We start from the raw sequence: 23,545 nt of genomic DNA, 5'->3' as shown, positions 1-23,545 counted from the left end.
CTTTCTTTAAAATGCGTGCTGTTTAGTGTGAGCTACATACGGCGATTCAAGTGCTGAAATCTCGTCATCACTTAATATTATATCAACTGCTGAGGCCGCTTCTTCGACGTGTTTAACGCTGGTAGTTCCTACAACAGGGGAGCAGATAAACGGCTTACTCAACATCCAGGCAAGTGCTTCTTGTGCCATAGTCCGGCCGTTCTCTTTTGCGATTTTCTCAAGATTGTCGACAACTTTTTTTATCTTGTTCGGCTGTTTTTTCCGTCCAGACTGCCGGAGATACTGCGTCAATTTTCGTGCGTGCTGTCTGAGTCCCCCATGAATGAGCGCAACGCCCTCCAGCTAAAGGACTCCAAGGATTCACACCGACTTTGCGGTCAAGACATAAAGGCATCATTTCGTGTTCTTCCTCGCGATAAATTAAATTATATTGATTCTGCATAGTAATAAATTTTGTCCAGCCATGACGCTCAGCGATATTCTGCAATCTCTCGAACTGCCAAGCGTCCATCGTGCAAGCTCCAATATAACGAGCCTTCCCGCTTTTTACGACATCGTGCAATGCTTCCATAATTTCTTCCATAGGAGTGAAAGGGTCAAGCCTGTGAATCTGGTATAAATCAACGTAATCAAGCCCTAAACGTTTTAAACTGTGATCGATTTCGCTCAAAATATTTTTACGTGAAGAGCCGCCCCCGTTCGGTCTGCCTGCCCGCATGTCAAAATTTACCTTAGTTGCTACAACAATTTCATCACGGTTTAAATTGAATTCGCGGATTAATTTTCCGGTAATTTCTTCGCTGCTCCCTAATTGATAAACATTAGCAGTGTCAAAAAAATTTATTCCGAGTTCTATTGCTTTCTTGAATAAAGGTTTTGCGTCCTCGAATTCCATAGCCCACGGAAATACGCCGTTTTCTGAGCCGGGCTTGCCGAAACTCATCATGCCGAGACAAATTCTTGAGACATCAACGCCGCTGTTACCTAGTTTTACATATTTCATGAAAAATTTTATCTCCCTTATATTAAATATTTAAATTTTTTGTGAACGATTAAATTTTAAAGCCGAGTGATATAATATTCAAATAGAAAAGTTTGATAGCAAATAAAAATTTTTTATTAATTATTAATCATGAATACAAAGCAAATAGATTTTGTCTTAGAAATCGCACATACTAAGAATTTCAACAGAGCCGCCGAGAATTTATTTATTTCGCAGCCTGCATTGACGTATCAAATTAAATTACTTGAGGACGAAATAGGATTTACTTTATTTGAACGTTCAGCAAGAGGGGCAGTGCTTACACCAGCGGGCGAACAATTTTGCACGACACTCCGCAATATACGCAATGAACTTAAACGAGCAATCGAACAGGGGCAAAATTTCAGCTCACACTATCAGACAAATATATCAATAGGACTCCCGACAAGATCAGCACTATATTTTTTGCCTCAAGCCATTGAAATTTTTGAGCGCGAAAACGAGTCTATATTTATAACGCCTCATTTCTGGCCATTATTCGATTTGTCATCATTTCTGAAGGGTGAAGAAGATATTTTATTCTCTATGGAAGTCGACGTTAAAAGAATTCCCGATATAAATTTACACCCGATTTTCGAGAGCAGGATTTATCTAATAACGCAAAAATCTGACCCATTAGCACAGAAAAAAATCATAAATCTTGACGACCTCAAGAATCGCACTCTAATGGTCGGGGGCGGTTCACCTCCTGAACTTAAGGCAGTACAGCAGAGAATTATTAACGCGCTCAATATTCCGTATTTTAACAGCAATGATTATGACACGACATTAACTAATATAGCGACTCACAAGGGAATATGCCTCGCGCCGGGATTTCTTAACGATCATTATAACGAATTCGCTTGGATCCCGTTTAACTGCCCTGAGACTGTCAAGTGCGTTCTATGTACTCATGCGAGCGAACAGAGAGAAAGCGTTTATAATTTCGTGAAACTCCTGCAAAAAATTTATCGCGATAATCCTAATTTTTTAGTATGAACTCTAAATATTTATATGTCTTTCTGTCTTGATTATCAGCTTGACTCATGAAAATTTTTATATCATCCGGAGTGTCTAAATCCTGCAAAGTATCAACTAAATTATATATTATTCCCGAATCATTTAATTTCATGATTGTAGAATCTAACACGCTTGAATCGCCGTATCTTGATATATTAAACGCGTCAGAAATAAATTTTTTCATGCCTATAAGCCAATATCCGCCGTCTTCTGAAGGGCCGATTACTACATCGCTATGATTTAACGAGTCAAATGCACGTTCTATATTTTCATGTCTCACTGAAGGAATATCAGAGCCGATTAATACTACACGATTATAGCCAGTATAAAAAATTTCTCGCATGGCATTATTCATTTTTTCGCCGAGATTGCCGCCCGTTTGCTGTCTCAAGATAAAATTTTCAGGAATAAATTTTTTATAATTATTTATATCGCCGCTCCCAGTCCAGTAAAGAAATATATTTATTTTACCGCTTAAATTCATAACTTCCGAGAAAATATCAGCCCACATTGCAACGTGTAAAATTTCGCGCTGTTGTTCATTAAGTAAACTTGCGAGTCTCGTTTTTGTTTCGCTGCCTATGGGAAGTCTTGAAAAAATTATAATAGCCTGCTTATTTTCTGCTGTCATATAACAACCTCAAAAATTTTGTCGAGACTCCGATTATGTACAAAAATTTTATTACGTTCATTTTGAGCCAAGTTCTAATTTGCCCGTTATTTATATATCGCCGTGCTGAAGTGCCGATTTTGCTGTCAAGTGCGCAGATACAGCCCCCTTTATGAAAATTTTTTAATCGCCGCGATAATTCCCAGTCTTCCATTAAAGCAATATCTGCAAAGCCTCCAAGACTCATAAAAATATCACGCCTCAAGAATAAGCCCTGATCCCCGAAAATCAAACAAAAATTTTTGCCCCTTATATGTGAAGTCCTTGCTATGAAATTCATAAATTTATCGTGTGAATCATAAAAATATAACTTAAAGAATCCCCCGATAAAGCCGTCTTCTATAGCTCGTATTATATCTTGAATGCTTGAATCTGCAGGAATCGAGTCAGCGTGTAAGAACCATAAAATATCGCCCGTTGAAAATTTTGCGCCCTCGTTCATTTGTGAAGCCCGCCCCGATTGAGAATTTATAAGAGTTACTCCGCAAAAATTTTTTATTTTCTGTAATGTCCCGTCAGTGCTGCCTCCGTCTGAGATAATTATTTCTTTGTCGCCGTCAAGATTCTCAAGCAAATTTATTAATTTCTCGATTCTGGCTGCCTCATTAAGAACAGGGATTATTATAGAGACCTTCATATTTATAATATTACACCTGACTATTCACAAAAATATATTTCATGCCGTAGTGCCTCCGCAGCTCGAACCGCTCCCGGCTGTGCATGCGTAACAATGATCAGCAAATTTTATTTTACGTTTATGGATCTCGTAAAGCTCGCAGATATTATTAACGCCGTCAATTTTGAGATTTAAGACTTGATTAAAATCGCAGTCGTATAATTGCCCGTCCCAGCCTACAGAAATTTGAGATCTGCACATCATATTTTCAAGCGCGGCAGGGTTAAACGAGTCATATAATTTTTTCATGTATCTATCATAATTATTCGTTCGTCTCAAGAAATTTTCAAATCGTCCGATGGGATTATTAGTAATCGCAAATAAATTATTAAATCTAATTCCATAATCTGACATTAAACGCGATTTATATTGCTGCTCTAACTCGCTTTGACTGGGAGGCAAGAAAGCACCGCCGGGATTATAGACGAGATTCAAAATTAATTTATTGTCAATTCCGTAGCCCAGTGAATTTAATTTTTTGAGCATTGATATAATTGCTTTGAACGTTCCCGAACCTCTTTGTTTATCGCAGTCATTTTCTGAATAATAAGGCAGTGACGCTGCGATTTCAACGTGTCTATCTGCTAAGAATTCGGGAATGTTAATATATTCTTTCTCATGTAAGATAACAAGATTGCTTCTGACTATTACATGAATTCCCGTTTTTACAGCCTCATCAACGAGCCAGCAAAAATTTTTATTCATTTCAGGCGCGCCACCTGTGATGTCAAGAGTCTCAAAATTTGGCAGTAGTCTTAAAATATGCTGCATAGTCTCACGAGTCATTATTTCAGTGCGATTCGGCCCGGCGTTCACATGACAATGTTTACAAGAAAGATTGCATAATTTCCCGATATTTACTTGAATGACGCGTAATTTTTCATGAGTAAATTTATAATCGGGATTAACATTATCTATCATGCTTTCAAAAGATTTTATTTCAGGCTTTATTATTTCCGTCAAAATGATAACTCCTTCACTAAATTTTTCATTTGGACACCGTGAACGAGAGAAGCCCCGCCCCTTATAGCACAAGCAACATGCACGGCCTCCGTCATCTGTTCTTCATTCGCTCCGTTTTCGAGACAACTTTGTGTATAAGCGTCAATACAATACGGACACTGCACGGCATGAGCAACAGCAAGCGCAATTAATGCCTTCTCGCGTTTAGTCAATGCACCTGACTCAAAGACTGAGCCGTAATAAGCCATAAATTTTTCCCATAAATCGGGCGCAAATTCTCCCATAGCCGCAAATTTCTCTAAGTCTTCAGATTTATAATACATTCCCATAAAATTTTTAACTCCTTTACAAAATTATATTTCTCGCGATAATCTTTGTGCTGTTATAAGGCGATTCAATAAATTATTCTTTGAGTTCAAAGGCTCGCCATTCCCGAAAATTAAATCAAGTAAATGAATACTCTTATATTTATTATCAAGACTCATAGCTGAACGGCATGACGCGCAATAAGATATTATCACATTACAGGGTGACTCGGACGCACGCTGCCTCATGTATTCACGCGATAATTTAATATTTCCGGTAGTTAAAGTCTTGACTCCTCCGCAACATTTAATATTTTCGAACTCGTGAATATTTACACCTAAAAATTTTACTATTTCGCGGACACTCTTAATAATTTCATGATTACTAACGCATGAGTCCTGTATACTTGCTTCAAGACCTGAATATTTATTCTTGAGTGATTCAGACAAGCCAAATTTTTGCATTAAAGGCCATAGAGATAAAATTTTCCTGTTAGAGTCATATAATTTCATGACATTATAGCAATTTTGGCAGGCTGTTATTAAAATTTTTGCGTTCATGTTATCGAGTTCAGTTATAAGATTCTTGATTCTTAGCTGAAAAGTTTTCGAGTCGCCTATTAATTTTAACGGTTTGGAGCAGCAAGCAGTAATTATCCCGCAATCGCCTAATTTCTCCCGCAAATAATCACGAGTCATGAAAATATATTCAGGATTATAACCTCTTAAGCTGCAACCGGGCATAAATATAATATTGCCTGATTTCTTAGCACGTCTTAAAAATTTACTGGCCGCAAAAAATTGATCGATCTTCACGGCCATATTAAATAAAAATTTTCTAGTGTTCATAGCGATTTCTTGATATAGCCCAGCAAAAATAACTCGTAAACGCGCCTAAAAATTTTCTAGTGTTCATGTTTATAATACTTCCTAACTTGTAAACACATAAATAAATACTCACGAGTATATAACCCGAATTTATTGACGCGTCTAAAAAGTTTCTAGCATTCATGATAAATACTCACCCGCAAATATAACGCGTCTAGTGTTCATGCCGCCTGCTAAATATAAACGTTAATATTAAGCCAGCAAATATTATCGCAAGTAAGGCATAATTTATCGTGTTAAATTTTATATGAGTCTGCCCTATGCCCTCGCGAATTATTGACGCAGGAATTATTGAGATTCCTTCTTGGCCTGTTAATAAAAATATTCCCGAACATGAAATTATTAATATAATCAGAGAAGCCGCGAAACTTGAGAAAAATTTTAATGCTCCCATCAACAAGAAAAGCACTATAACGAGCCCGAAAAATACCCAGCCTAAATTAACGCGCATTTCCAGCCACTCGGATTTGAATAATATCACGCTGATTAACATACTAAGCAAGAAAGAATTATACAGACGCGACAACATTTTATTTAACGAGCCTCACTATAACATTGACTTTAGTTCCGTCGGGCGGGAGAGTTTTTGCGTTACCCTTAAAGCTGACTTCTTTATTATTCATAGCTCCTGTAGGCCAAGCAGCATTTGTTGTTATACCTGCCGCGCATGAGTCAAGACATATAAAGCAGCCCGGGTGAAATTTCTGCGCAAATTCTAAATTACCAGTGAATCTTAAATCTAACTTTCTTGTCTGCCCGTCCGGTGTATGAGTCTCTATAGCGTCATCTAATGGGATTTCACCGTTTGAGCCTTCCCACGTCAAGAATACTGAAATTTTATCGCCCTCTGTTGATTTGCCTTCTGCGCTTGATTTTGCTTTCATATCTTCAGGCTTGATATTATTGCCCGGTTTTGCACCGAGTTCCGTTAAAGCATTATAATAATCTATCTCGCTTACAAGAGCCCGCATTATGGACTTCTCCCCGTTTCCGCCCTTATAGAAAGATAGAGCGTGCTTAGTGGGACTTACTAAATATTTGCCGTTGACTTCAGCAGGTATAATAATTTCGCCCTTGTCCTTGTTAATAATTAACTCTTCAGCGAATGCAAGGGAACATAACGCGCTTAATATTGCAATGACTAATAAAAATTTTTTCATGATAAATAAATACCTCCTAAATTATATAGCTCGATAAAATTTTCATAACACTATGATTTTCGCAAGTGCCGCTAACCTACTACAAAATATATAGCTTTTCACATGATAGCCCGTAAAAATTATATTACTGCGAACTTATCACTATAAATTTTTGCGAATATCACAAACTCGATTTAATAATATAAATTTTTTGCCCCCGTTCTGCCTCATAATATCAGAATGCCGAGAACTCACTAAATATTTATCATAATCACTGATGCATAACGATAAAAAATTTTGCCCCGCCATTAATGAGACTTGATAAATTTCTTTCGCAAAACATAACATGCTATCAATAAAATTATTGCGATTGTCCCGGCCATTAATAAATATAATTTGCCTCGTTCTGAGTCACTTACTCCCGCAGCTCCCAGTGTGAAGACAGCCGCCCCGGGTGTCATGAATATAAACGTGTAAAGAGTATACGGCAAAATCTTTATATCAGTCAGACCGTACGCAAAATTCTGCAAATTATACGGGAATAACGGCACTAATCTTGTAATCATCAATAAAATAATAATATTATATTCAGGATCATCGAATAAAAATTTTTTGAGAGTCAAATTTTTCTCAAGCATAGGCCTTACATAATCCCGCAAAAAATACCGCCCGGCCAAGAAAGCCAGCACAGCACCCAGAGTCGCAGCTACTAAACATAACACAGTCCCCGTGAATGGCTCAAATAATAATCCCGCAGCAACTGCAAACGCCGCCCCGGGTAAAGCAAGAATTACACAGCCTAAAGAAGCCGCAAGAATATATATAATCATGCTTAAAAATTTATTATTATTAACGAGTTCACGAATTCGCGGAATTGAGTTAATAAATTCTCCGGACAAATTATAATAATGACTTAATAATAACATCACAGCGAGTATCATTATAAATATTGCAGGTTTAAGAAATTTTCTCATTTATTGCGACTCTCCGTGTACATTTTCCGCAATAAAATTATTAGAGCTGACAGAGCAAATAATATTAACAGCCCAGTCATTAACAACTTAGCCCCGCCCGTGAGCATTCCTCCGACATATGAATATATAATAGTAGCCGGCAATTGTCCGAGTCCTGTCGCTATAAAGAACGGCAAAAATTTTATTGAAGTCAATCCGGCCGCATAACTCACTAAATCAAACGAGATAAACGGCAGTAAACGAGCTATTAATATACTGTGAGTCCCATAACGCTCAAAAAATTTATCGATTGAATTTAAGCCCGCTTTACTTGTGAATCTCTCTGCTGTCTCACGCCCTAATATCCTAGCAATATGAAAGCATATCGCCGCCCCAGCCATCGCGCTAGACCATGAAAGAATCGAACCTCGAACCCAGCCGAAAAGATTCGCATTTGCCAGAGTTATTATAAACGCAGGTAAGGGAGCCGCAATTGACTGCAAAATCATTAATAAGAATGACACTACAGCAGCATATGCCCCGTAATTTGCAACAAAATCGCGCATTTTCTCGAAATCTCCGGAAGCAAACGCCCTAAATGTCATGTCCATAAAATTTTTATACTCGGGAATAATAAAATATAGTAATATAGCGATAACAAATCCCGAAATAATTAATATTTTGCCTGATAATTTCATGTCATAAAAAACGCCCCGCCTCATAATATTTATATAAGACAGGGCATAACAAGCTAATTATTTAAGCTCAAATTTTACATTGAACTCAAAAGTTTTCGGGCTGAACCAGTCTACAGCCTTCCCGTCAATTTCTGCATATGGATACATGAAATATGTTAATGGAGTCTTCTCTGTAGCCTCGCTTAAAACTGTCTCGCGTGTATCACGGTTTAATGCGATTCTCAATAAATCATCACCGGCCCAGAAGAAATCAACCCATTTTTTAGCGTCGTCAACTTTCTCAATTTTTTCATTGAGCATTTTTTTGCGGACATCTGCAGGGTCAGCCATTACCCAGCCTGTACCGGGCAAATAAAACTCTGTCCAGCAATGATAATTACCGGTGATTTCGCCTGATTTTGCCGGATCTACTCTCAATCCGTAAACGTCTCTTGTGGGAATTCCCGACGCTCTAGCAAGTGCAACAAATACCGCGCTAATATCTGCACACTTACCGCCGCCCTTTTTCTCTGAAATTGTACGAATGGGAAGACCAAGCCCGCAGCCTTCTTTTACGTCCTCATCCCTGAAAGTATTTTCAAGTACCCAGCGATAAATCCCCTGTGCTTTCTCAAGTATTGATTTCTTGTTAATAAATTCCATGCTTGCTTCTGCACAAAATCCCTTATCGATCGGCAATGACGGAGTCGCCTGTAAATATTTCATGACTTCGGGGGGGAATGCGTCTTTAGTTTCTTTGAGGTCATTATTTTTCTTGTAATGCGAGTCAATATTAAAGCTCATAGTAAGTTTTGGGGTTTTGCCCGGTTTTGTCCATACTGCGTGAAGATAAACCCCGCCGGCCTTTGGATCGCTCTCGACTCCGACTTTTGCGCCGTTTGACTCAATATCAACATCAGTAATTGTCTGATTTGCGTCTGATAACGGATATGGAAGCCATAATTCAGCCTTTGAAGATTTCTCCGCGTCCCTCAATGAGACATTAAATGTTACTTTGCCTTTGTACTCAGCGAATGCAGCCGAACATGATAACACAACTGCAATAACGAGAAGTACACCTAAAAATTTACGCATAAAGAATCACTCCTTTATAAAATTAATCCAAGCGCAAATAAACGCTTTAGACTTCTACACAAGATTTATTTATATTGACTGCCGGAATAATTGAAAGATTTATAGAGAAATGGAAAAGTTTTAAGAATTTATCTCTATGTCATGATTAACGCGGCAGGACTGCAGCACGTGCATTTATGTATTCGGCTCACGTTAATTTATTTGACATAAAAATTTTTCCTCCTGATTTAATATTTTGCTATATTGTAGACTAATTTATTCAGGAAAAACAATAATATATTTTCATTATTTATCAAGTAATAATTTATCAAGACTTGCAATAAAGAATAATATTTAATCCCCCTTCACTATGAGATTTTGATATAGAGCTTTTATCGCGTTCTCGTAATCTGAATCAGAGACTCCCAGAATTATATTCAAATCGTCCGAGCCTTGATCTATCATTTTGACTTTAATTTGAGCGTTTGCAAGTGCCGAGAAAACTTTTTCGAACATGCCTTTAACCGTTCCCATTTCCTGACCGATTACAGCAATCAACGATAAATTTTTCTCGACAGTTATAGAGTCCGGCTCCATTTCGCGTTTAATGTCGTCAATAATTTCTTTATAGTGCAAGTTGAACATCATATTTTTTATTACGAACGACATTTTATAGATTCCCGATAAACAATGCTCACAGGGAATATGATAATTTGTGAACAGCCCGAATAATTTAGCCCCGAATCCGTATTCTTGATTGAGTCCGTATTTCTCAAGGTGAATCACATCAAAATTTCTGCGTCCTGTTATGCACACTGCTATATTTCGCGAAATATTTCCGGGTAATTGCGAACTTATTAACATGCCATTATTCCCGTCGTCTTCATCTTCAATACAGCAAATTTTTAGGGGGATTCCAGACTCCTTCAACATGAATATAACGCTGTCTTTAATTATATTTATGCCGGAATAATTTAATTCTACAGCCTCGTCATAAGTTATATTTTTGATTGTCTCAGGATTTGGAACTATTGCGGGATCTGCGCTGTAAGTTTTTATATCACTGCTCCATTTCTCAAATAAATCAGCATTAACGGCACTCGCAACTATTGCGCCCGATGAGTCCCCGTCTCCACGTTGAAAAGTTTTTATATTTCCGTCCGGCATTATGCCATAAAAACTGGGTATTACTGCGTGTTCTAGTGATTGAAGCCTATTTCTTGCAGTCGTGAAAGTTTTTCCTTTATCGAGAGTCCCATCTTCATGAAAGAAAATTAATTCCGACGCGTCAACGAACTCCCAGCCGAGAAATTTTGCTAGAATTCGTCCCGTTATGTATTCGCCGCGACTGCCTATATAATCGCCTGATTTGCCCGAAATTAAATTTTTTCTCAACTCGTCAATTTCTGAGTCTAAATCAAATTTTACGCCTAAAGAGTTAATTATGTTATTATAAATCTCTGAAATTTTCGCCAATAAAATATTATAATTTTCTCGTTTGCTAAAACTTGAATGGCACATGAATAATAAATTAGTGATTCCTGCAGCATTAGGATTTTGACCTGGTGCAGAGGCTATAATATAACGTCGTTCGGGATTAGATTTTAATATGTCCATTGCCCGCGCTAATTTTCCAGTGTCAGCTATTATACTTCCTCCAAATTTTGAGACAATCACGCCTAATTCCTCCTAATTTATAATATGCAAAAATTTTATATAATTATTTCATGTGTCAGGCAAAAATTAAATATATTCTCGTGAACATTTATGCAGAGAAGTTGACTTTTACGCAAAAAAATATATCTTTCATGAAAGAGTGTAAAAATTTTCGTGTTGACTGGGCAATTATTAAAAATGTTCCGGCCAAGTCTGCAAATTATAAAGCTGTAATAATCTATAAAAATTTTCGCCTGATAGATTCAAGACACAATAAAATATTTCGTCAAAAATTGTAATTACTTACTTGAAAGCATTATCCCTGTGTTAAAATATTTCGCAAAAAAGTGAGTGATTTATTATTATTCCCATTTATTTATTTGCGGGCTGGTCAGGCGTTGGCAAGACAACTTTTATAGAAGGCATTATCCCAGTCTTAAAAAATTTCGGCCTGAGAGTTTCAGTTATAAAGCATGACTCACACGATTTCGAAATTGACAAACGAGGCAAGGACACTTTTAAATTCTCAGAGGCGGGCGCGGAACTTGTAATAATTTCATCAGGGACTCACGCGGCAATCATGGAAAATAGATATATTTCGCTTGAAAAAATTTTAGATTTAATTCACGATGTAGACATAATAATTATTGAAGGCTTCAAGAATTCCGGCAAAAATTTTCGCAAAATAGGAATCAGGCGCGCAAATTACGAACTCCCCGACGGCGAATATATTGCGATAATCAGCGACACCCCTTTAAAATCAGAGTTGCCGGTATTTAACATAAATGATTATAACAGTTTTTGTGAATGGCTCATTAATGATATTCAGTTATTGAAGTCGTAATAATATCTTGCTAAGATTTATAAAAATTTTCACGGATATAAATATATAAATCATAAAAAGGAGCGTTATTTTTTTGTTTCAGAGTCAGACAGTAACATGAACAGTATATATATTTGCAGGTGCTGCATTTGTGCTGCCGTCGACATGTGAACGGAAAAATAATTAATTATTCACTCATAAAAATTTACTTTTCAACTAAAACGTGCGCGGCAAATTTGAATATATATATAAAATTTTTTGCTTTATAAATGCTTGTTACGACTATAAAAATTTGACTTTTTTGTAGCTGTAAAAACTATATTTTGAGGGGTAAATTTATGCGTGGAGAAATAAGCAGCGAAGACTATAAAATTATAATGGAAATGCGGGGCTACGGCTATGACGTATTGAAAAAATTATTTTACGTTGAACCGGCCAAGCAGTTAATTCAATCACTGAGGGACAATAAAATTTTTGACAACTTCCCATTTAGAGAAAGCAAAAATCTAATTGACACGGGAATAAATATAATCAACAAATTTTTTACTGACAAGAAAGACGATAACGAGATGATTTCAGAGATTCGCTGGGATTTCACGCAGTTATTTGTCGGGCCCTATGCTTTACCCGCTCCGCCGTGGGAGTCAGTTTACCGCAGCAACGAGCATTTATTATATCAAGATACAGCCTTTGAAGTCCGCCGGGATTACCTGAAATATAATTTTATTCCCAAGAATTACCCTCATGAGGCGGACGATAATATAGGCTTTGAGCTTGATTTTATGCTGCAATTGAGCACGGATAAAAGCGCATTACGAGACAGCAGAAAATTTTTACAGGAGCATTTGACAAAGTGGATTCCTGATTTTTCGTGCGATGTTCAGAAGTACGCACTGACTGAATTTTATAGAGGTGCAGCAATTATCCTTAAAGGCTTTATTTTTGAGGATTTGAATTTGCTAGATGAAATTATTTAATGAAGGGAGCTTATAAAAATGGGAATAATCGACAAGATAGCCAGTTTCAAATTAGGCCGTCGAGCGTTTATCAAGTGGAGTGCAGCAATATCGGCCTTAACTGCTTTGTCGGGTTATGAGAATGAGCTAAAGAAAATTTCTAGTGCTGAAGCTCAAACTATTTCACAGGAAAAAGGAGAATGGAAAAATGCTCCGTGCTGGCATAATTGCGGGGGACGCTGTCATATTAAGGCACTTGTAAGCGGCGGAAAAATTGTGAGACTCAAGACCGACGACACACACCCGGATTCTATTGATTATCCGCAGTTAAGGGCATGTGCAAGGGGACACGCTCAACGTCAGCAAGTAGCAGGCCCAGACAGGTTAAAATATCCAATGAAGCGGACTCACTGGGAACACGGCGGCGGCGATAAGTCATTAAGAGGGCGTGACACATGGGAACGAATTTCATGGGATGAGGCTTTAGACATAGTAGCGTCCGAAATTAAAATCTCAAAGGAAAAATACGGCCCTAAATCAATTTTCTTAATGGATGAGAATTTCAACAATCAGGGCGGCGAAATTTTTAGAGTGCTGGGACTTTACGGCGGTTATATGTCAAAATATGGCAGTCGTTCGCGCGGTGCATGGCGGCAGGCAATGAGACCTATTTTAGGCTATGACAGAAAATTTCACAATCAGAATGACAGACTCGATCTCGTGAAAGCAAAATTAATTTTACTCTGGGGCAGTAATCCCGCTTGGAACAGTTACCCGTCAGCAATGAATAATTTAATCCGAGCAAAAGAGGCCGGAGCAAAAATTATCGCAATTGACCCGATGTATACGACTACTGCGTCAGTTATTGCCGATGAGTATATACCGATTAGACCTGCGACTGATACGCCCTTGATTCTCGCTATGGCCTATGTAATGCTGAAAGAAGACAGCCCCGAAAAGCCCATGATTGATTGGGATTTCTTGAATCGCTGCACGGTGGGATTCGATTCTGAACACATGCCGGAGGGTGCTGACCCGAAATTAAATTTTAAAGATTACGTGTTAGGAAATCTTGACGGCCTGCCAAAAACTCCCGAGTGGGCTTCAAAAATTTGCGGGACTCCTGTTGATAAAATTTATAAATTAGCTCGTGAAGTGGGCTTAACAAAACCTGTTACAGCATTATTTGCTTGGAATTCGGCGCGTGCTGATAAGGCGACTCATGTATGTTTAGCACAAGTTACTCTTGCTGCAATGACTGGAAATATGGGGATCCCCGGCGGTGCATTCTCGTGCAGTTGTCAGGAACGTTCAACGGAGGGCGGCCCTGCTTTAGTCGCTCCGGGTAAAACTGGAGTCAAGTCAATCAAGAATCCCGTCCCGAATAGTGAAAGAATGTGCGCTAATGAACATTGGCGGGCAATCTTGACGGGCAAATATACAGCTGGGAAGGGCGCGAAAAAAGATTTAGACGTTCACGTTATTTATCATGCTCATAGTAATATAGTCTCTCAGACTGCTAACACTATGGAAAGTATCGAGGCTCACAAGAAAGTAGATTTTATCGTAACTCACCAGTTTTTATTAAATAGTAATGCTATGTTCTAGGATGTTGTTTTGCCGATTACTACACCATGGGAGCGCGATGGGATGGTCTTAGGCGGTGCCCGCGAGGTCATGATTTGGACTCAAAAAGTTATTGACCCGTTATTTGAGGCAAAAGACGACGGCTGGATTGCTTTAGAATTAGGGAAGAGACTCGGACTTGACCCTAAAGAAGTAGAGCCGGTATCACTGAAGCAGCAAAATTTTAACATGTTAGCCGGGGCAAAAGTCGCTAAACCTGATAATTCAGGAATGGAGACTCTTTTGACTATCACAGCAGAAGACATTAAAGCAATGGGCGTTGAGGGAGAACCTCAGCAGGGCAGAATCTCAATAAATGAATTGCGCGAGTCAGGAAGTTATCAAGTTCCGCGAAAAATGGACGATGCATATTATTATATTAATAATAAGGAATTCAGGGACGACCCGGAGAAGCACCCATTAAAGACTCGTGATGGAAAAGTTCAGATTTACTGCGGAGAACTTGCCGAAATGGTAGACAAAGCAGGATGGAACAAGGGGCACCCTATAGCAATTTATGAGCCGTCAACAGAAGGATATGAGGCGACATTTTCAGATTTCGAGAAGGGAATCAAGGGCAAATATCCACTTCAGGTCTGCAGCGTTCACGTTCCAAGAGGTGCACACGGAAATGTAAGTAATTCACTTTGGCTGCGTGAGGCCTTCCCGATTCCCTTATTAATGAATCCTGATGACGCAAAGGCACGGGGACTCAAGGAAGACGACACCGTTAAAATTTTTAACGATCATGGCACAGTAGTAAGGAGACTTCATATAACTGAGCGGGTTATGCCCGGAGTCGTTATGCTCGGTGAAGGTTCGTGGGTTCAGCTTAATGAAGACGGTTACGATATAGGAGGCTGTCCGAATGTTTTGACTGGGACATTTCCGTCCGGTCCTGACATTGAGTCGTTCGTGTGTATTGCAGAAGTCGCAAAATATGATAAGCCTTCACTTCCTGATGCTTTATGGCCTCAGAGAATAATATTTTAGCTTGATTAAGGGGGGTTAACTATGAGTCAAAAAGGTTTTCGCTACGACATGAATAAATGCCTTGAGTGCAGGGCTTGCGTTGTCTCGTGTAAAGATAAGAACGATCTGCCCGTCGGAGTAAATTTTATCAAGATCCGTGAAGATGAGCGCGGAAAATTCCCGAATGTCTTTGTCTGGTTCACTCTTCAAATGTGCCGGCATTGTTCAAATCCTGCGTGCGTCTCAGCATGTCCGACCGGCGCAATGACAAAAGATTCAGAAACCGGAATGGTAAGCGTAAATAAAGATGTCTGCATAGGCTGCGGGGCTTGTGTTAAAGCATGTCCATATAATGCCGTTCAAGTTCGTGATGACATAAAGAAGGCGGCAAAATGTAACGGCTGTCTTGAATTACAGAAAAATGGAGAATTGCCCGTCTGTGTTGCTTCGTGTACGAGCAGGTGCCTGACTTTGGTAGATCTTGACGATTTACAGAAAGAAAGCGGCTTAGTTCGTGCAGTCAATGAAGATATTTCACCGGAAAAAACAGGGCCGAATTTATATTACAAGCCTAAAAAGGGTATGAAGGCTTAAATCATGTTGCACGGCGGATTAGTTGACATATTTTTTTCTGATACTTTGCCGGTATTGAATAAATCTATGTGTCTAAACCGCCGTAATCGTTTTGAATCGTGTAATTTATGCGGGAAAATTTGCGGCTCTGACTCTATAAAATTTTCTGATGGACTCCCTGAAATTAATAGCAAAAATTGTATAAGCTGCGGGCTATGTGCTTATATTTGTCCGTCTGAAGCCATAAAATTACGTGATTATCAGGTTCTAAGAAATATTTTAGCTGATAACGTGCTTAAATGCTTGAAAACTGGCGGGGCTTACTGTATAAAATCTTTCAGCGCGGCTTTTCTTGCTGCATTGATAGTGATTAAGCCTGATATAAATTTTATAATGCCCTGTGAGAATTGCGAGATTAATTCACGAGTTAATAATGATAATTTAGAAATCGCTGTAAAATTTCTTGACTCGCTTAAAATAAATCATGATATAAATATTATTCGTGATAAGAATTTCGAGTCTGAATTGTCAAGACGTGATTTAATAAAAAATTTTTTAACATGGAGCAGGAATAAAAGCAATAATTTAATCGAAAATTTTATTTGGCACGACAAAAATAATTCATTCAATGCGCGTAAATTTCTCTGTGATAAGTTAATTAATTATAACGGGCAAATTGACTCGGGAATATTTTATAATTTTGACGTGTTAGAAAGCTGCGATTTATGCGGACTTTGTGAGGGTTTATGTCCTTCAGGAGCGTTAAAAATCGTGAAGTCGGGCGGGAAAGCTATATTAAAATTTTATGCTGAGAAATGCAGCGGCTGTGATTTATGCGTGAGAAAATGCCCTAGAAATGCTATAAAATTGTGTAAAAAATTTTCTTGGCCGATTAATGAAAATATAAAGCGTGAAATTATAATGACTCGCTGCCGTCATTGCGGGATGTATTTTATTAAGAGTGAACAGAATCAAGATTTATGTATTTCTTGTTTCAGGTCATAAATATTTAAGGAGTGATAAAATGTTCGGGCTTGGAATATCTGAATTAATTATAATATTGATAATCGCGTTAATAATATTTGGACCGAATAAATTACCGGAAATCGGCAAAGCATTCGGGAAGGCAATCGCTGAATTTCGAGGTTACGCGCGCGATCCTGACAAGGACGAAAAAGTTAATAAATCCGAGCAGGTTGACAAGAAAGAAGGCTAATTAATGACTCCTGACAATAAATTAATGACAATCACGGGGCATTTATCGGAGTTAAGAAATAGAATTATCCGGAGCGTTATTGCTTTATGTCTAGGTTTTGGATTGAGTTATTTATTTCAGGATTATATTTTTGCGTTATTATTGGCTCATTCTGTAAATTTGCAGTTAATCACAGTGAGTCCTACTGAATTATTTATGGAAAGTTTGAAGACTGCATTTTTTGCGGGATTATTCCTGTCATCGCCGGTGATTTTGTATCAAGTCTGCGCGTTTTTATGGCCTGGCTTGAAAGATAACGAGCGGAAATATTTATTTCATGGCCTATTAATCGGGGCGGGCTTATTTTTGCTGGGAATGTTATTCGCTTATTACGTGATAATCCCTGCGGCCTTGAATTTCTTGACCGGTCTCACAGTCAGCGGCGTTAAACCCATGTATACACTGAATAATTACATGTCGTTTATATGGACATTTCTTGTATTATTCGGGCTGGCGTTTCAAGTTCCCGTTTTGTTGTCATTATTGGCACTAATAGGACTCGTAAAGCCTGATTCTTTAAGGTCAAAAAGAAAATATTGCGTGTTAATAATTTTTATAGTGTCAGCGATTTTGACTCCTCCTGATGTAGTCTCGCAAGTTCTAATGGCTGTTCCGTTATTGATTTTGTATGAAATAGGGATTTTCGGGGCGGAGATTGCTTCACGTTTCAGGCGTGAATCATGAGAATGAATATATATAATATTTCGGGGCTGATATTGTCTCATGTTTGAAGCAGAAATCATGATAAATTTTACGAGAATAAACGCATATAATAATATTTTCGTGGCTGTGTTGTCTCGTGTTTTCAGGCGTGAATCATGAATTTTTGCGGGTAATTGCGAGAATGAACGCATATAAATTATTTCTTGAATCAAAATTTTTGCGGCTTGATATTGCTTTATGTTTCAGGTGTGAAGCATGATAAATTTTTCGCGGGGGAATTATTAACTAGAATGAAAGTAAATTATTTCTTGAATCAAAAATTTTTATGCTTGATATTGCTTTATGTTTAGAGTGTGAATCATGATAAATAAATCAGAATCTACGGCTGTGATATTATGCGGGGGACTCTCTACTAGAATGAAGACTCCCAAGTATAAATTATTTCTTGATTCAATAATTCCGAATCTGACAGGATTTAATAATATAGCTTTATCAGTCAGGGATGAGCATCAAATCACGGACAGCAAATTTACTTTATGGCCTGACTGCGTGGAAAATTGCGGGCCGCTCGGTGGAATTCTCACAGCTTTGAAAATGTCAGCTAGTAAATTTATATTTGTTACTTCCTGCGATGTTCCCGGAATAAGCGCAAATTTTATTGACGAGCTTTATTTTAACCTGAATGAATCTGATAATTGCTTGATCCCTGTCTTGAATGGCAAAATCCAGCCTTTAACGGGAATATATAATAAATCCTGCATTAAAGAAATCGAGTCGGCAATAAACGCAAATATTTTCAGTGTCAAAAAATTTCTAGCAAATATTGACGTGCATTATTTATATTTGGATAATAATTATAAAAATTTTCTCGTGAATCTTAACACACCTGAAGATTATAGAAATTGGCTATTAAATAAGGAGATATTATCATGAAAAAATTTATCGCGTTATTAATTATATTATCTGCATTCACTAGCAGCGCATCTGCTGAAATCCTGACAGTTTTCGCGGCGGCCTCAATGCAATATTCACTTGAAAAAATTTCGAGCATATACACAAATTTAAATCCTGATGTAGAAATCGTATATAATTTTGACTCGTCGGGAACGTTAAAGACTCAGATTATAGAGGGCGCGGACTGTGATTTATTTATTTCTGCGGCTCAAAAGCAAATGAATGCACTTGATAAAGCAGGCTTAATTGACTCAGAATCAAGAATTAATTTACTTGAAAATAAAATCGTCTTAGTCGTCCCTGAAGGCAACCCAGCAAAAATAAATTCTTATGATGACTTGAAATCCGGACAAATAAATTTAATTGCACTTGGAAATTCAGATGTTCCTGTAGGTGCTTATTCACAGGAAATTTTGACGAATATGGGAATCTGGGACAAATTGAACTCGGAGAAAAAAATTTCATTTGCAAGCAACGTTACAGAAGTAGCTATGCAGGTGCGTGAAAGTGTTGTAGACTGCGGGATCGTTTATGCAACTGACGCGGCGACTCATAAATTAATGATAATAGGCGAGGCTCCGGCGGGAATGTTAAAGACTCCTGTTATATATCCTGCGGCAATTATCAAGAATGCAAAGAATCCAGTAAGAGCTAAAAATTTTCTTGAGTTCCTGCAATCTTCACAAGCAATAAAAATTTTCTCGTCAATAGGCTTCTCTATGGCAAAATAAAATAATAAAAAATGGATTTATACCCGTTATTAAATTCTATCAGAGTCGCGTTAATTTCAAGTTTTATAGTTTTCTTAACTGGGATTGCTGCGGCGTGGTATGTAGCGAAATTGCCGGCGTTATTACGGGGCTTTGTTGATGTAATATTGACTCTGCCTTTAGTGCTGCCTCCGACTGTAACAGGATATTTTTTGCTGCGTTTACTTGGCCCTAAAAGAATAATAGGCTCGTTTATGCTTGAAAATTTTGCTGTAAAACTTTCAATGATGTGGTATTCTGCCGTGTTTGCTTCTGTAATCGTAGCATTTCCGTTAATGTACAGGACTGCGCGGGGAGCGTTTGAGTCCCTCGATAAAAATTTAATATATTCAGCTCGGACACTGGGACTCTCAGACACGTTTATATTCTGGAAAATTATTTTACCATGCTGCAAAAATGGCATAATGGCCGGAAGTGTTTTATCTTTTGCGCGTTCACTCGGTGAATATGGAGCTACCAGCATGATTTCAGGTTACACGCCGGGTAAGACTGCTACAATTTCTACGACTGTTTATCAATTATGGCGCACGGGTAATGACGAACTTGCATTTAAATGGGTCTTAGTGAATATTGCGATCTCGTTTGCTGTATTAATGATTATAAATTTTCTTGAGCGCAGGAAATCATGAGAAATTATATAAATCGGGCTATAACGGGCGGGCAAAAATATTCAGGTGTAAATCATGAGTCTTTATCTTGATATTCACAAAAAATTTTCAGGCTTTAATCTTGATGTCTCATTCAATATAAAAAATGAGTCTCTTGCGATTCTGGGTGCGTCGGGCTGCGGCAAAAGTCTAACTCTGAAATCTATATCAGGAATAATAAAGCCTGATACTGGGCAAATCATTCTCGATAATAATATTTTATTTGACAGCGATAAAAAAATTAATTTGCCGACTCAAATGCGTAAAACTGGCTTAATGTTTCAGAATTACGCGCTATTTCCAAATATGACGGTTGAGCAGAATATCAGAATTTCCTGCAAAAATAAATCTGAAATTTTCATGACTCTTGAGAGATTCGGGCTTGACTGCGTTAAAAATTTATACCCGTCTCAGATTTCAGGAGGTCAGCAGCAAAGAACAGCACTCGCAAGAATGTTATTATCCCGTCCAAATATAATAATGCTCGATGAGCCTTTATCAGCACTTGACAGCCATTTACGTTTTCAGATGGAGCGCGAATTATTGAATATTTTTACTGATTTCGAGGGCTCTATAATTCTTGTATCGCATAATAGGGACGAAGTTTTTAGACTCTGTGATAAAATCGCAATTTTTAATAACGGCCAAGTCGAAAATTTTGGGACTAAGCAGGAAATTTTTACGAATCCACTAACTAAGAACGCGGCAATCTTAACAGGCTGTAAAAATATATCGCGTGCAGAAATAATTAACGGTCAAATTTACGCGCTTGACTGGGATATAATGCTCAAGTGCAAAAATTTTAAATCTGACACAAAATTTATAGGCGTTAGAATGCACAGTATAATTCATGAATCCAGTAAAATTAATTGTTTTGACTGCAAAGTTATTCAGGTCATAGAGAATCCGTTTTCTTTTACTATAATGCTTATTCCCATATGTGCGAATAAAAATATTAGTCCAATCGGCTGGGAAGTTGACAAAAATTTATGGCAGCAAATAAAATCAGATATTGTGAAAATTTCAATTCCCCCCGAAAATTTATTAATCTTGAAGGAGTGATTTATTATGAATTTCTACGACGCAAGAAATATCGTTATCGAAAATGTTAATCCCGTCCCGCCTGAAAAAATTTCATTGTCCGAATCAGCAGGCCGAATCTTAGCAGCTGATATAACAGCAAATTATAATATTCCCATGTTTGACCGTTCGCCCTATGACGGTTACGCGTTCAGATCTCAAGATGTCCCCGGAGAATTAAATATTATTTGCGAGATCAAAGCCGGAGATTTTATTAATATCGCGTTAAAGAAAGGTGAGGCCGCAAAAATTTTAACGGGTGCTGCTATTCCTGAAGGTGCAGATGCTATTATCAAATATGAAGATACAGAGTTCACGGCGGAAAAAGTGAAGATCTCTAAAACTTTCAGGCCGGGCGAAAATATTATTAAATCAGGTGAAGACGTGAAAGCTGGGGAAATTATTGCACGTGAAGGGGAATTTATTGACTCAGGAACAGCGGGACTCTTGGCCTCACAAAATATTTTTTCTGTTCAAGTTTACCGCCGCCCAGTAATCGGAATAATCACAACAGGTAACGAGATTCAGGAACTACAAAGCGAGATTTTGCCCGGAAAGATTTATAACGCGAGTCATTATACTTTCATGACAGCATTAAAGCTCGCAGGGTTTGAGCCTAAATTTATGGGAATTTGTCAAGATGACGCGCAAAAAATTTCTGACTCGATAATAGAATCTCTATCAACTTGCGACTCGTTGATTTTAACCGGCGGAGTATCAGCAGGCGATTATGACAAGACCCCTGACGCTTTGAAAATTTCAGGTGCAAAAATTTTATTTCGTGATATTGACTTGAAACCGGGCGGAAAATGTATTTATGCCGTGAAAGATAACAAATTAATTTGCTGTTTATCAGGTAATCCCGCGTCGGCACTCACTAATTATTATGCGGTGGCACTTCCTGCGCTGGAGAAATTATCAGGCTCAAAAAATTTTATTCCCGATGAGATTGATATAATTCTTGCTAACCCGTTCAATAAAAGAAGCCCCATGATGAGAATTATTCGCGGCAAATTAATTATTAGAGACGGGCAAATTTTTATAAACGTTCCTTCAGAGCAGGGCAACGGAGTATTAAGCACTATGGCAGGAAGTAATTTAATGGCAGTTATTCCGGCTGGCAGTGATAAATTACCGGAAAATACAAGATTAAAGGGGTTCATAATATGAGAAAAATTAGAGTCGAGGACTCAGAAGGCCGCGAATTGTGCCACGATATAACAGCAATGCGGGACGGCTTTAAGGGAGCAGCTTTCAAGCGGGGGCATATTATAACAAGTTCAGACATTCCGGAATTGCTGCGACTCGGAAAGAAACACGTTTTTATATGGGAGTCTGAATCCGGCGAAATTCACGAGGAAGATGCGGCCAAGAGACTCGCAAAAATATGTGAATGCAAATTTACTCATTTTACGGAGCCGAACGAGGGGAAAATTTTATTAATTTCTGATATTGACGGACTGTTTTGTGTTGACTGTGAACTTTTGCGCGAAATAAATTCTATTCAAGATATAACTATTTCGACAATGCCTAATAATTACCCGGTGAAGAAGGGCGCGCGACTCGCTTCAATGAGAATAATTCCGTTAGTTACTCAAGAAAAAAATATAATTCAGGCCGAGAATTTATGCAGGAATCGAGAATTAATTAATTTATTGCCTTATAATAACATGAAAGCAGGAATAATTATAACCGGTTCAGAGATTTATAATGGCTTGATTCAAGATAAATTTGAGAGTGTAGCGCGTGAGAAATTATCGCATTATCCGTGTGAGATTTTAGGCGTAAAAATTTGTGATGATGATTTAGCTATGTTAAATGACGCAATTAATTTATTTATTCAACAGGGCGCAGAAATTATCATAATGTCCGGCGGGATGTCAGTAGATCCCGATGATTTAACGCCTTCAGCCATTGCACGAACAGGAGCCGAAATAATTTCATATGGAGTCCCTTCTCAGCCCGGGAATATGACTTTGCTTGCATATTTAAATAATATAGCTTTAATCGGAGTTCCCGGAGCAGCAATTATCATGAAGACTACTATTTTTGATGTGTTACTGCCGCAAATTTTTACACGGAAAAAATTTACTCGTCAAGATTTAATTAACTTAGGGGACGGGGGACTCTGTCAGCTCTGTAAAGATTGCCATTTTCCTAATTGCACATTCGGGCGTTATTAAC

Annotated in this window: 27 protein-coding genes and 1 pseudogene; 15 read left to right on the top strand and 13 right to left on the bottom strand. The window is 38.0% G+C overall.

Annotated elements, in window-relative coordinates:
* Positions 1-6: 6 nt before the first annotated feature.
* Positions 7-1,003: pseudogene (locus IJS99_08125) on the bottom strand (aldo/keto reductase).
* A gap of 129 nt (positions 1,004-1,132) precedes the next feature.
* Between IJS99_08125 and IJS99_08120 the strand changes: the two are divergent.
* On the top strand, positions 1,133-2,020 hold the full coding sequence (locus IJS99_08120) for a LysR family transcriptional regulator (GenBank protein ID MBQ7561782.1): 888 nt from the start codon (positions 1,133-1,135) through the stop codon (positions 2,018-2,020).
* On the opposite strand, the gene IJS99_08115 is transcribed toward IJS99_08120, so the two are convergent.
* The 12 genes from IJS99_08115 to IJS99_08060 all read right to left on the bottom strand — a co-directional run bounded on the left by IJS99_08115 (position 2,004) and on the right by IJS99_08060 (position 11,063).
* Positions 2,004-2,672 (bottom strand): TIGR04282 family arsenosugar biosynthesis glycosyltransferase, encoded by a 669-nt coding sequence (locus tag IJS99_08115; protein ID MBQ7561781.1) that lies wholly within the window; start codon positions 2,670-2,672, stop codon positions 2,004-2,006. The genes IJS99_08120 and IJS99_08115 overlap by 17 nt on opposite strands.
* Positions 2,656-3,348: a TIGR04283 family arsenosugar biosynthesis glycosyltransferase gene (locus IJS99_08110; GenBank protein ID MBQ7561780.1), complete on the bottom strand. Its 693-nt coding sequence runs from the start codon at positions 3,346-3,348 to the stop codon at positions 2,656-2,658. Before IJS99_08110 ends, IJS99_08115 begins: the two co-directional genes overlap by 17 nt.
* Positions 3,349-3,387: 39 nt before the next feature.
* Complete coding sequence (gene arsS, locus IJS99_08105; GenBank protein MBQ7561779.1) at positions 3,388-4,308, bottom strand: arsenosugar biosynthesis radical SAM protein ArsS; 921 nt, start codon at positions 4,306-4,308, stop codon at positions 3,388-3,390.
* 38 nt (positions 4,309-4,346) lie between these two features.
* Positions 4,347-4,679, bottom strand: coding sequence for a carboxymuconolactone decarboxylase family protein (locus IJS99_08100; GenBank protein ID MBQ7561778.1), 333 nt, complete (start codon positions 4,677-4,679; stop codon positions 4,347-4,349).
* A gap of 24 nt (positions 4,680-4,703) precedes the next feature.
* Entirely contained in the window at positions 4,704-5,504 is an 801-nt protein-coding gene (locus tag IJS99_08095; protein MBQ7561777.1) for a (Fe-S)-binding protein, read from the bottom strand.
* A complete protein-coding gene (locus IJS99_08090; protein ID MBQ7561776.1) occupies positions 5,494-5,667 on the bottom strand; it encodes a hypothetical protein in 174 nt (57 codons plus the stop codon). Before IJS99_08090 ends, IJS99_08095 begins: the two co-directional genes overlap by 11 nt.
* A 30-nt stretch (positions 5,668-5,697) precedes the next feature.
* Positions 5,698-6,072: a hypothetical protein gene (locus IJS99_08085; protein ID MBQ7561775.1), complete on the bottom strand. Its 375-nt coding sequence runs from the start codon at positions 6,070-6,072 to the stop codon at positions 5,698-5,700.
* A 1-nt stretch (position 6,073) separates the two neighbouring features.
* On the bottom strand, positions 6,074-6,703 hold the full coding sequence (locus IJS99_08080; protein ID MBQ7561774.1) for a hypothetical protein: 630 nt from the start codon (positions 6,701-6,703) through the stop codon (positions 6,074-6,076).
* Positions 6,704-6,990: 287 nt separating this feature from the next.
* Entirely contained in the window at positions 6,991-7,656 is a 666-nt protein-coding gene (locus IJS99_08075; GenBank protein MBQ7561773.1) for a TVP38/TMEM64 family protein, read from the bottom strand.
* Positions 7,653-8,333: a TVP38/TMEM64 family protein gene (locus IJS99_08070; GenBank protein ID MBQ7561772.1), complete on the bottom strand. Its 681-nt coding sequence runs from the start codon at positions 8,331-8,333 to the stop codon at positions 7,653-7,655. Before IJS99_08070 ends, IJS99_08075 begins: the two co-directional genes overlap by 4 nt.
* Before the next feature lie 57 nt (positions 8,334-8,390).
* A complete protein-coding gene (locus tag IJS99_08065; GenBank protein ID MBQ7561771.1) occupies positions 8,391-9,407 on the bottom strand; it encodes a transglutaminase family protein in 1,017 nt (338 codons plus the stop codon).
* Positions 9,408-9,740: 333 nt separating this feature from the next.
* The gene (locus tag IJS99_08060) at positions 9,741-11,063 is read right to left on the bottom strand and encodes a hypothetical protein (GenBank protein ID MBQ7561770.1); all 1,323 of its coding nucleotides are present in this window, start codon (positions 11,061-11,063) and stop codon (positions 9,741-9,743) included.
* A 337-nt stretch (positions 11,064-11,400) separates the two neighbouring features.
* Here IJS99_08060 and mobB point away from each other — a divergent pair, with 337 nt between their 5' ends.
* The 14 genes from mobB to IJS99_07990 all read left to right on the top strand — a co-directional run bounded on the left by mobB (position 11,401) and on the right by IJS99_07990 (position 23,544).
* Positions 11,401-11,886 (top strand): molybdopterin-guanine dinucleotide biosynthesis protein B, encoded by a 486-nt coding sequence (mobB, locus tag IJS99_08055; protein ID MBQ7561769.1) that lies wholly within the window; start codon positions 11,401-11,403, stop codon positions 11,884-11,886.
* Between the two features lie 317 nt (positions 11,887-12,203).
* Positions 12,204-12,842: a molecular chaperone TorD family protein gene (locus IJS99_08050; GenBank protein ID MBQ7561768.1), complete on the top strand. Its 639-nt coding sequence runs from the start codon at positions 12,204-12,206 to the stop codon at positions 12,840-12,842.
* Positions 12,843-12,860: 18 nt separating this feature from the next.
* Entirely contained in the window at positions 12,861-14,429 is a 1,569-nt protein-coding gene (locus IJS99_08045; GenBank protein ID MBQ7561767.1) for a molybdopterin-dependent oxidoreductase, read from the top strand.
* A 9-nt stretch (positions 14,430-14,438) separates the two neighbouring features.
* A complete protein-coding gene (locus IJS99_08040; protein MBQ7561766.1) occupies positions 14,439-15,440 on the top strand; it encodes a hypothetical protein in 1,002 nt (333 codons plus the stop codon).
* A 21-nt stretch (positions 15,441-15,461) separates the two neighbouring features.
* Positions 15,462-16,013, top strand: coding sequence for a 4Fe-4S dicluster domain-containing protein (locus IJS99_08035; GenBank protein ID MBQ7561765.1), 552 nt, complete (start codon positions 15,462-15,464; stop codon positions 16,011-16,013).
* A 3-nt stretch (positions 16,014-16,016) separates the two neighbouring features.
* On the top strand, positions 16,017-16,997 hold the full coding sequence (locus IJS99_08030; protein ID MBQ7561764.1) for a 4Fe-4S binding protein: 981 nt from the start codon (positions 16,017-16,019) through the stop codon (positions 16,995-16,997).
* Positions 16,998-17,016: 19 nt separating this feature from the next.
* A complete protein-coding gene (tatA, locus tag IJS99_08025) occupies positions 17,017-17,208 on the top strand; it encodes a twin-arginine translocase TatA/TatE family subunit (protein ID MBQ7561763.1) in 192 nt (63 codons plus the stop codon).
* 3 nt (positions 17,209-17,211) lie between these two features.
* Positions 17,212-17,931: a twin-arginine translocase subunit TatC gene (gene tatC, locus IJS99_08020; protein ID MBQ7561762.1), complete on the top strand. Its 720-nt coding sequence runs from the start codon at positions 17,212-17,214 to the stop codon at positions 17,929-17,931.
* Positions 17,932-18,270: 339 nt separating this feature from the next.
* Positions 18,271-18,843 (top strand): molybdenum cofactor guanylyltransferase, encoded by a 573-nt coding sequence (locus tag IJS99_08015; GenBank protein MBQ7561761.1) that lies wholly within the window; start codon positions 18,271-18,273, stop codon positions 18,841-18,843.
* Entirely contained in the window at positions 18,840-19,595 is a 756-nt protein-coding gene (modA, locus tag IJS99_08010; GenBank protein ID MBQ7561760.1) for a molybdate ABC transporter substrate-binding protein, read from the top strand. Before IJS99_08015 ends, modA begins: the two co-directional genes overlap by 4 nt.
* A gap of 11 nt (positions 19,596-19,606) precedes the next feature.
* On the top strand, positions 19,607-20,263 hold the full coding sequence (gene modB / locus IJS99_08005) for a molybdate ABC transporter permease subunit (GenBank protein MBQ7561759.1): 657 nt from the start codon (positions 19,607-19,609) through the stop codon (positions 20,261-20,263).
* Positions 20,264-20,317: 54 nt separating this feature from the next.
* Positions 20,318-21,343, top strand: a complete 1,026-nt coding sequence (locus IJS99_08000; GenBank protein ID MBQ7561758.1) for an ATP-binding cassette domain-containing protein — start codon at positions 20,318-20,320, stop codon at positions 21,341-21,343.
* A 6-nt stretch (positions 21,344-21,349) separates the two neighbouring features.
* On the top strand, positions 21,350-22,531 hold the full coding sequence (locus tag IJS99_07995) for a molybdopterin molybdotransferase MoeA (GenBank protein ID MBQ7561757.1): 1,182 nt from the start codon (positions 21,350-21,352) through the stop codon (positions 22,529-22,531).
* Positions 22,528-23,544 (top strand): molybdopterin-binding protein, encoded by a 1,017-nt coding sequence (locus IJS99_07990; GenBank protein ID MBQ7561756.1) that lies wholly within the window; start codon positions 22,528-22,530, stop codon positions 23,542-23,544. Before IJS99_07995 ends, IJS99_07990 begins: the two co-directional genes overlap by 4 nt.
* Position 23,545: the final 1 nt, after the last annotated feature.

It is taken from the genome of Synergistaceae bacterium (genome assembly GCA_017444345.1).
Lineage (GTDB): Bacteria > Synergistota > Synergistia > Synergistales > Aminobacteriaceae > JAFUXM01.
This window is presented reverse-complemented; position numbering and strand designations above follow the sequence as displayed.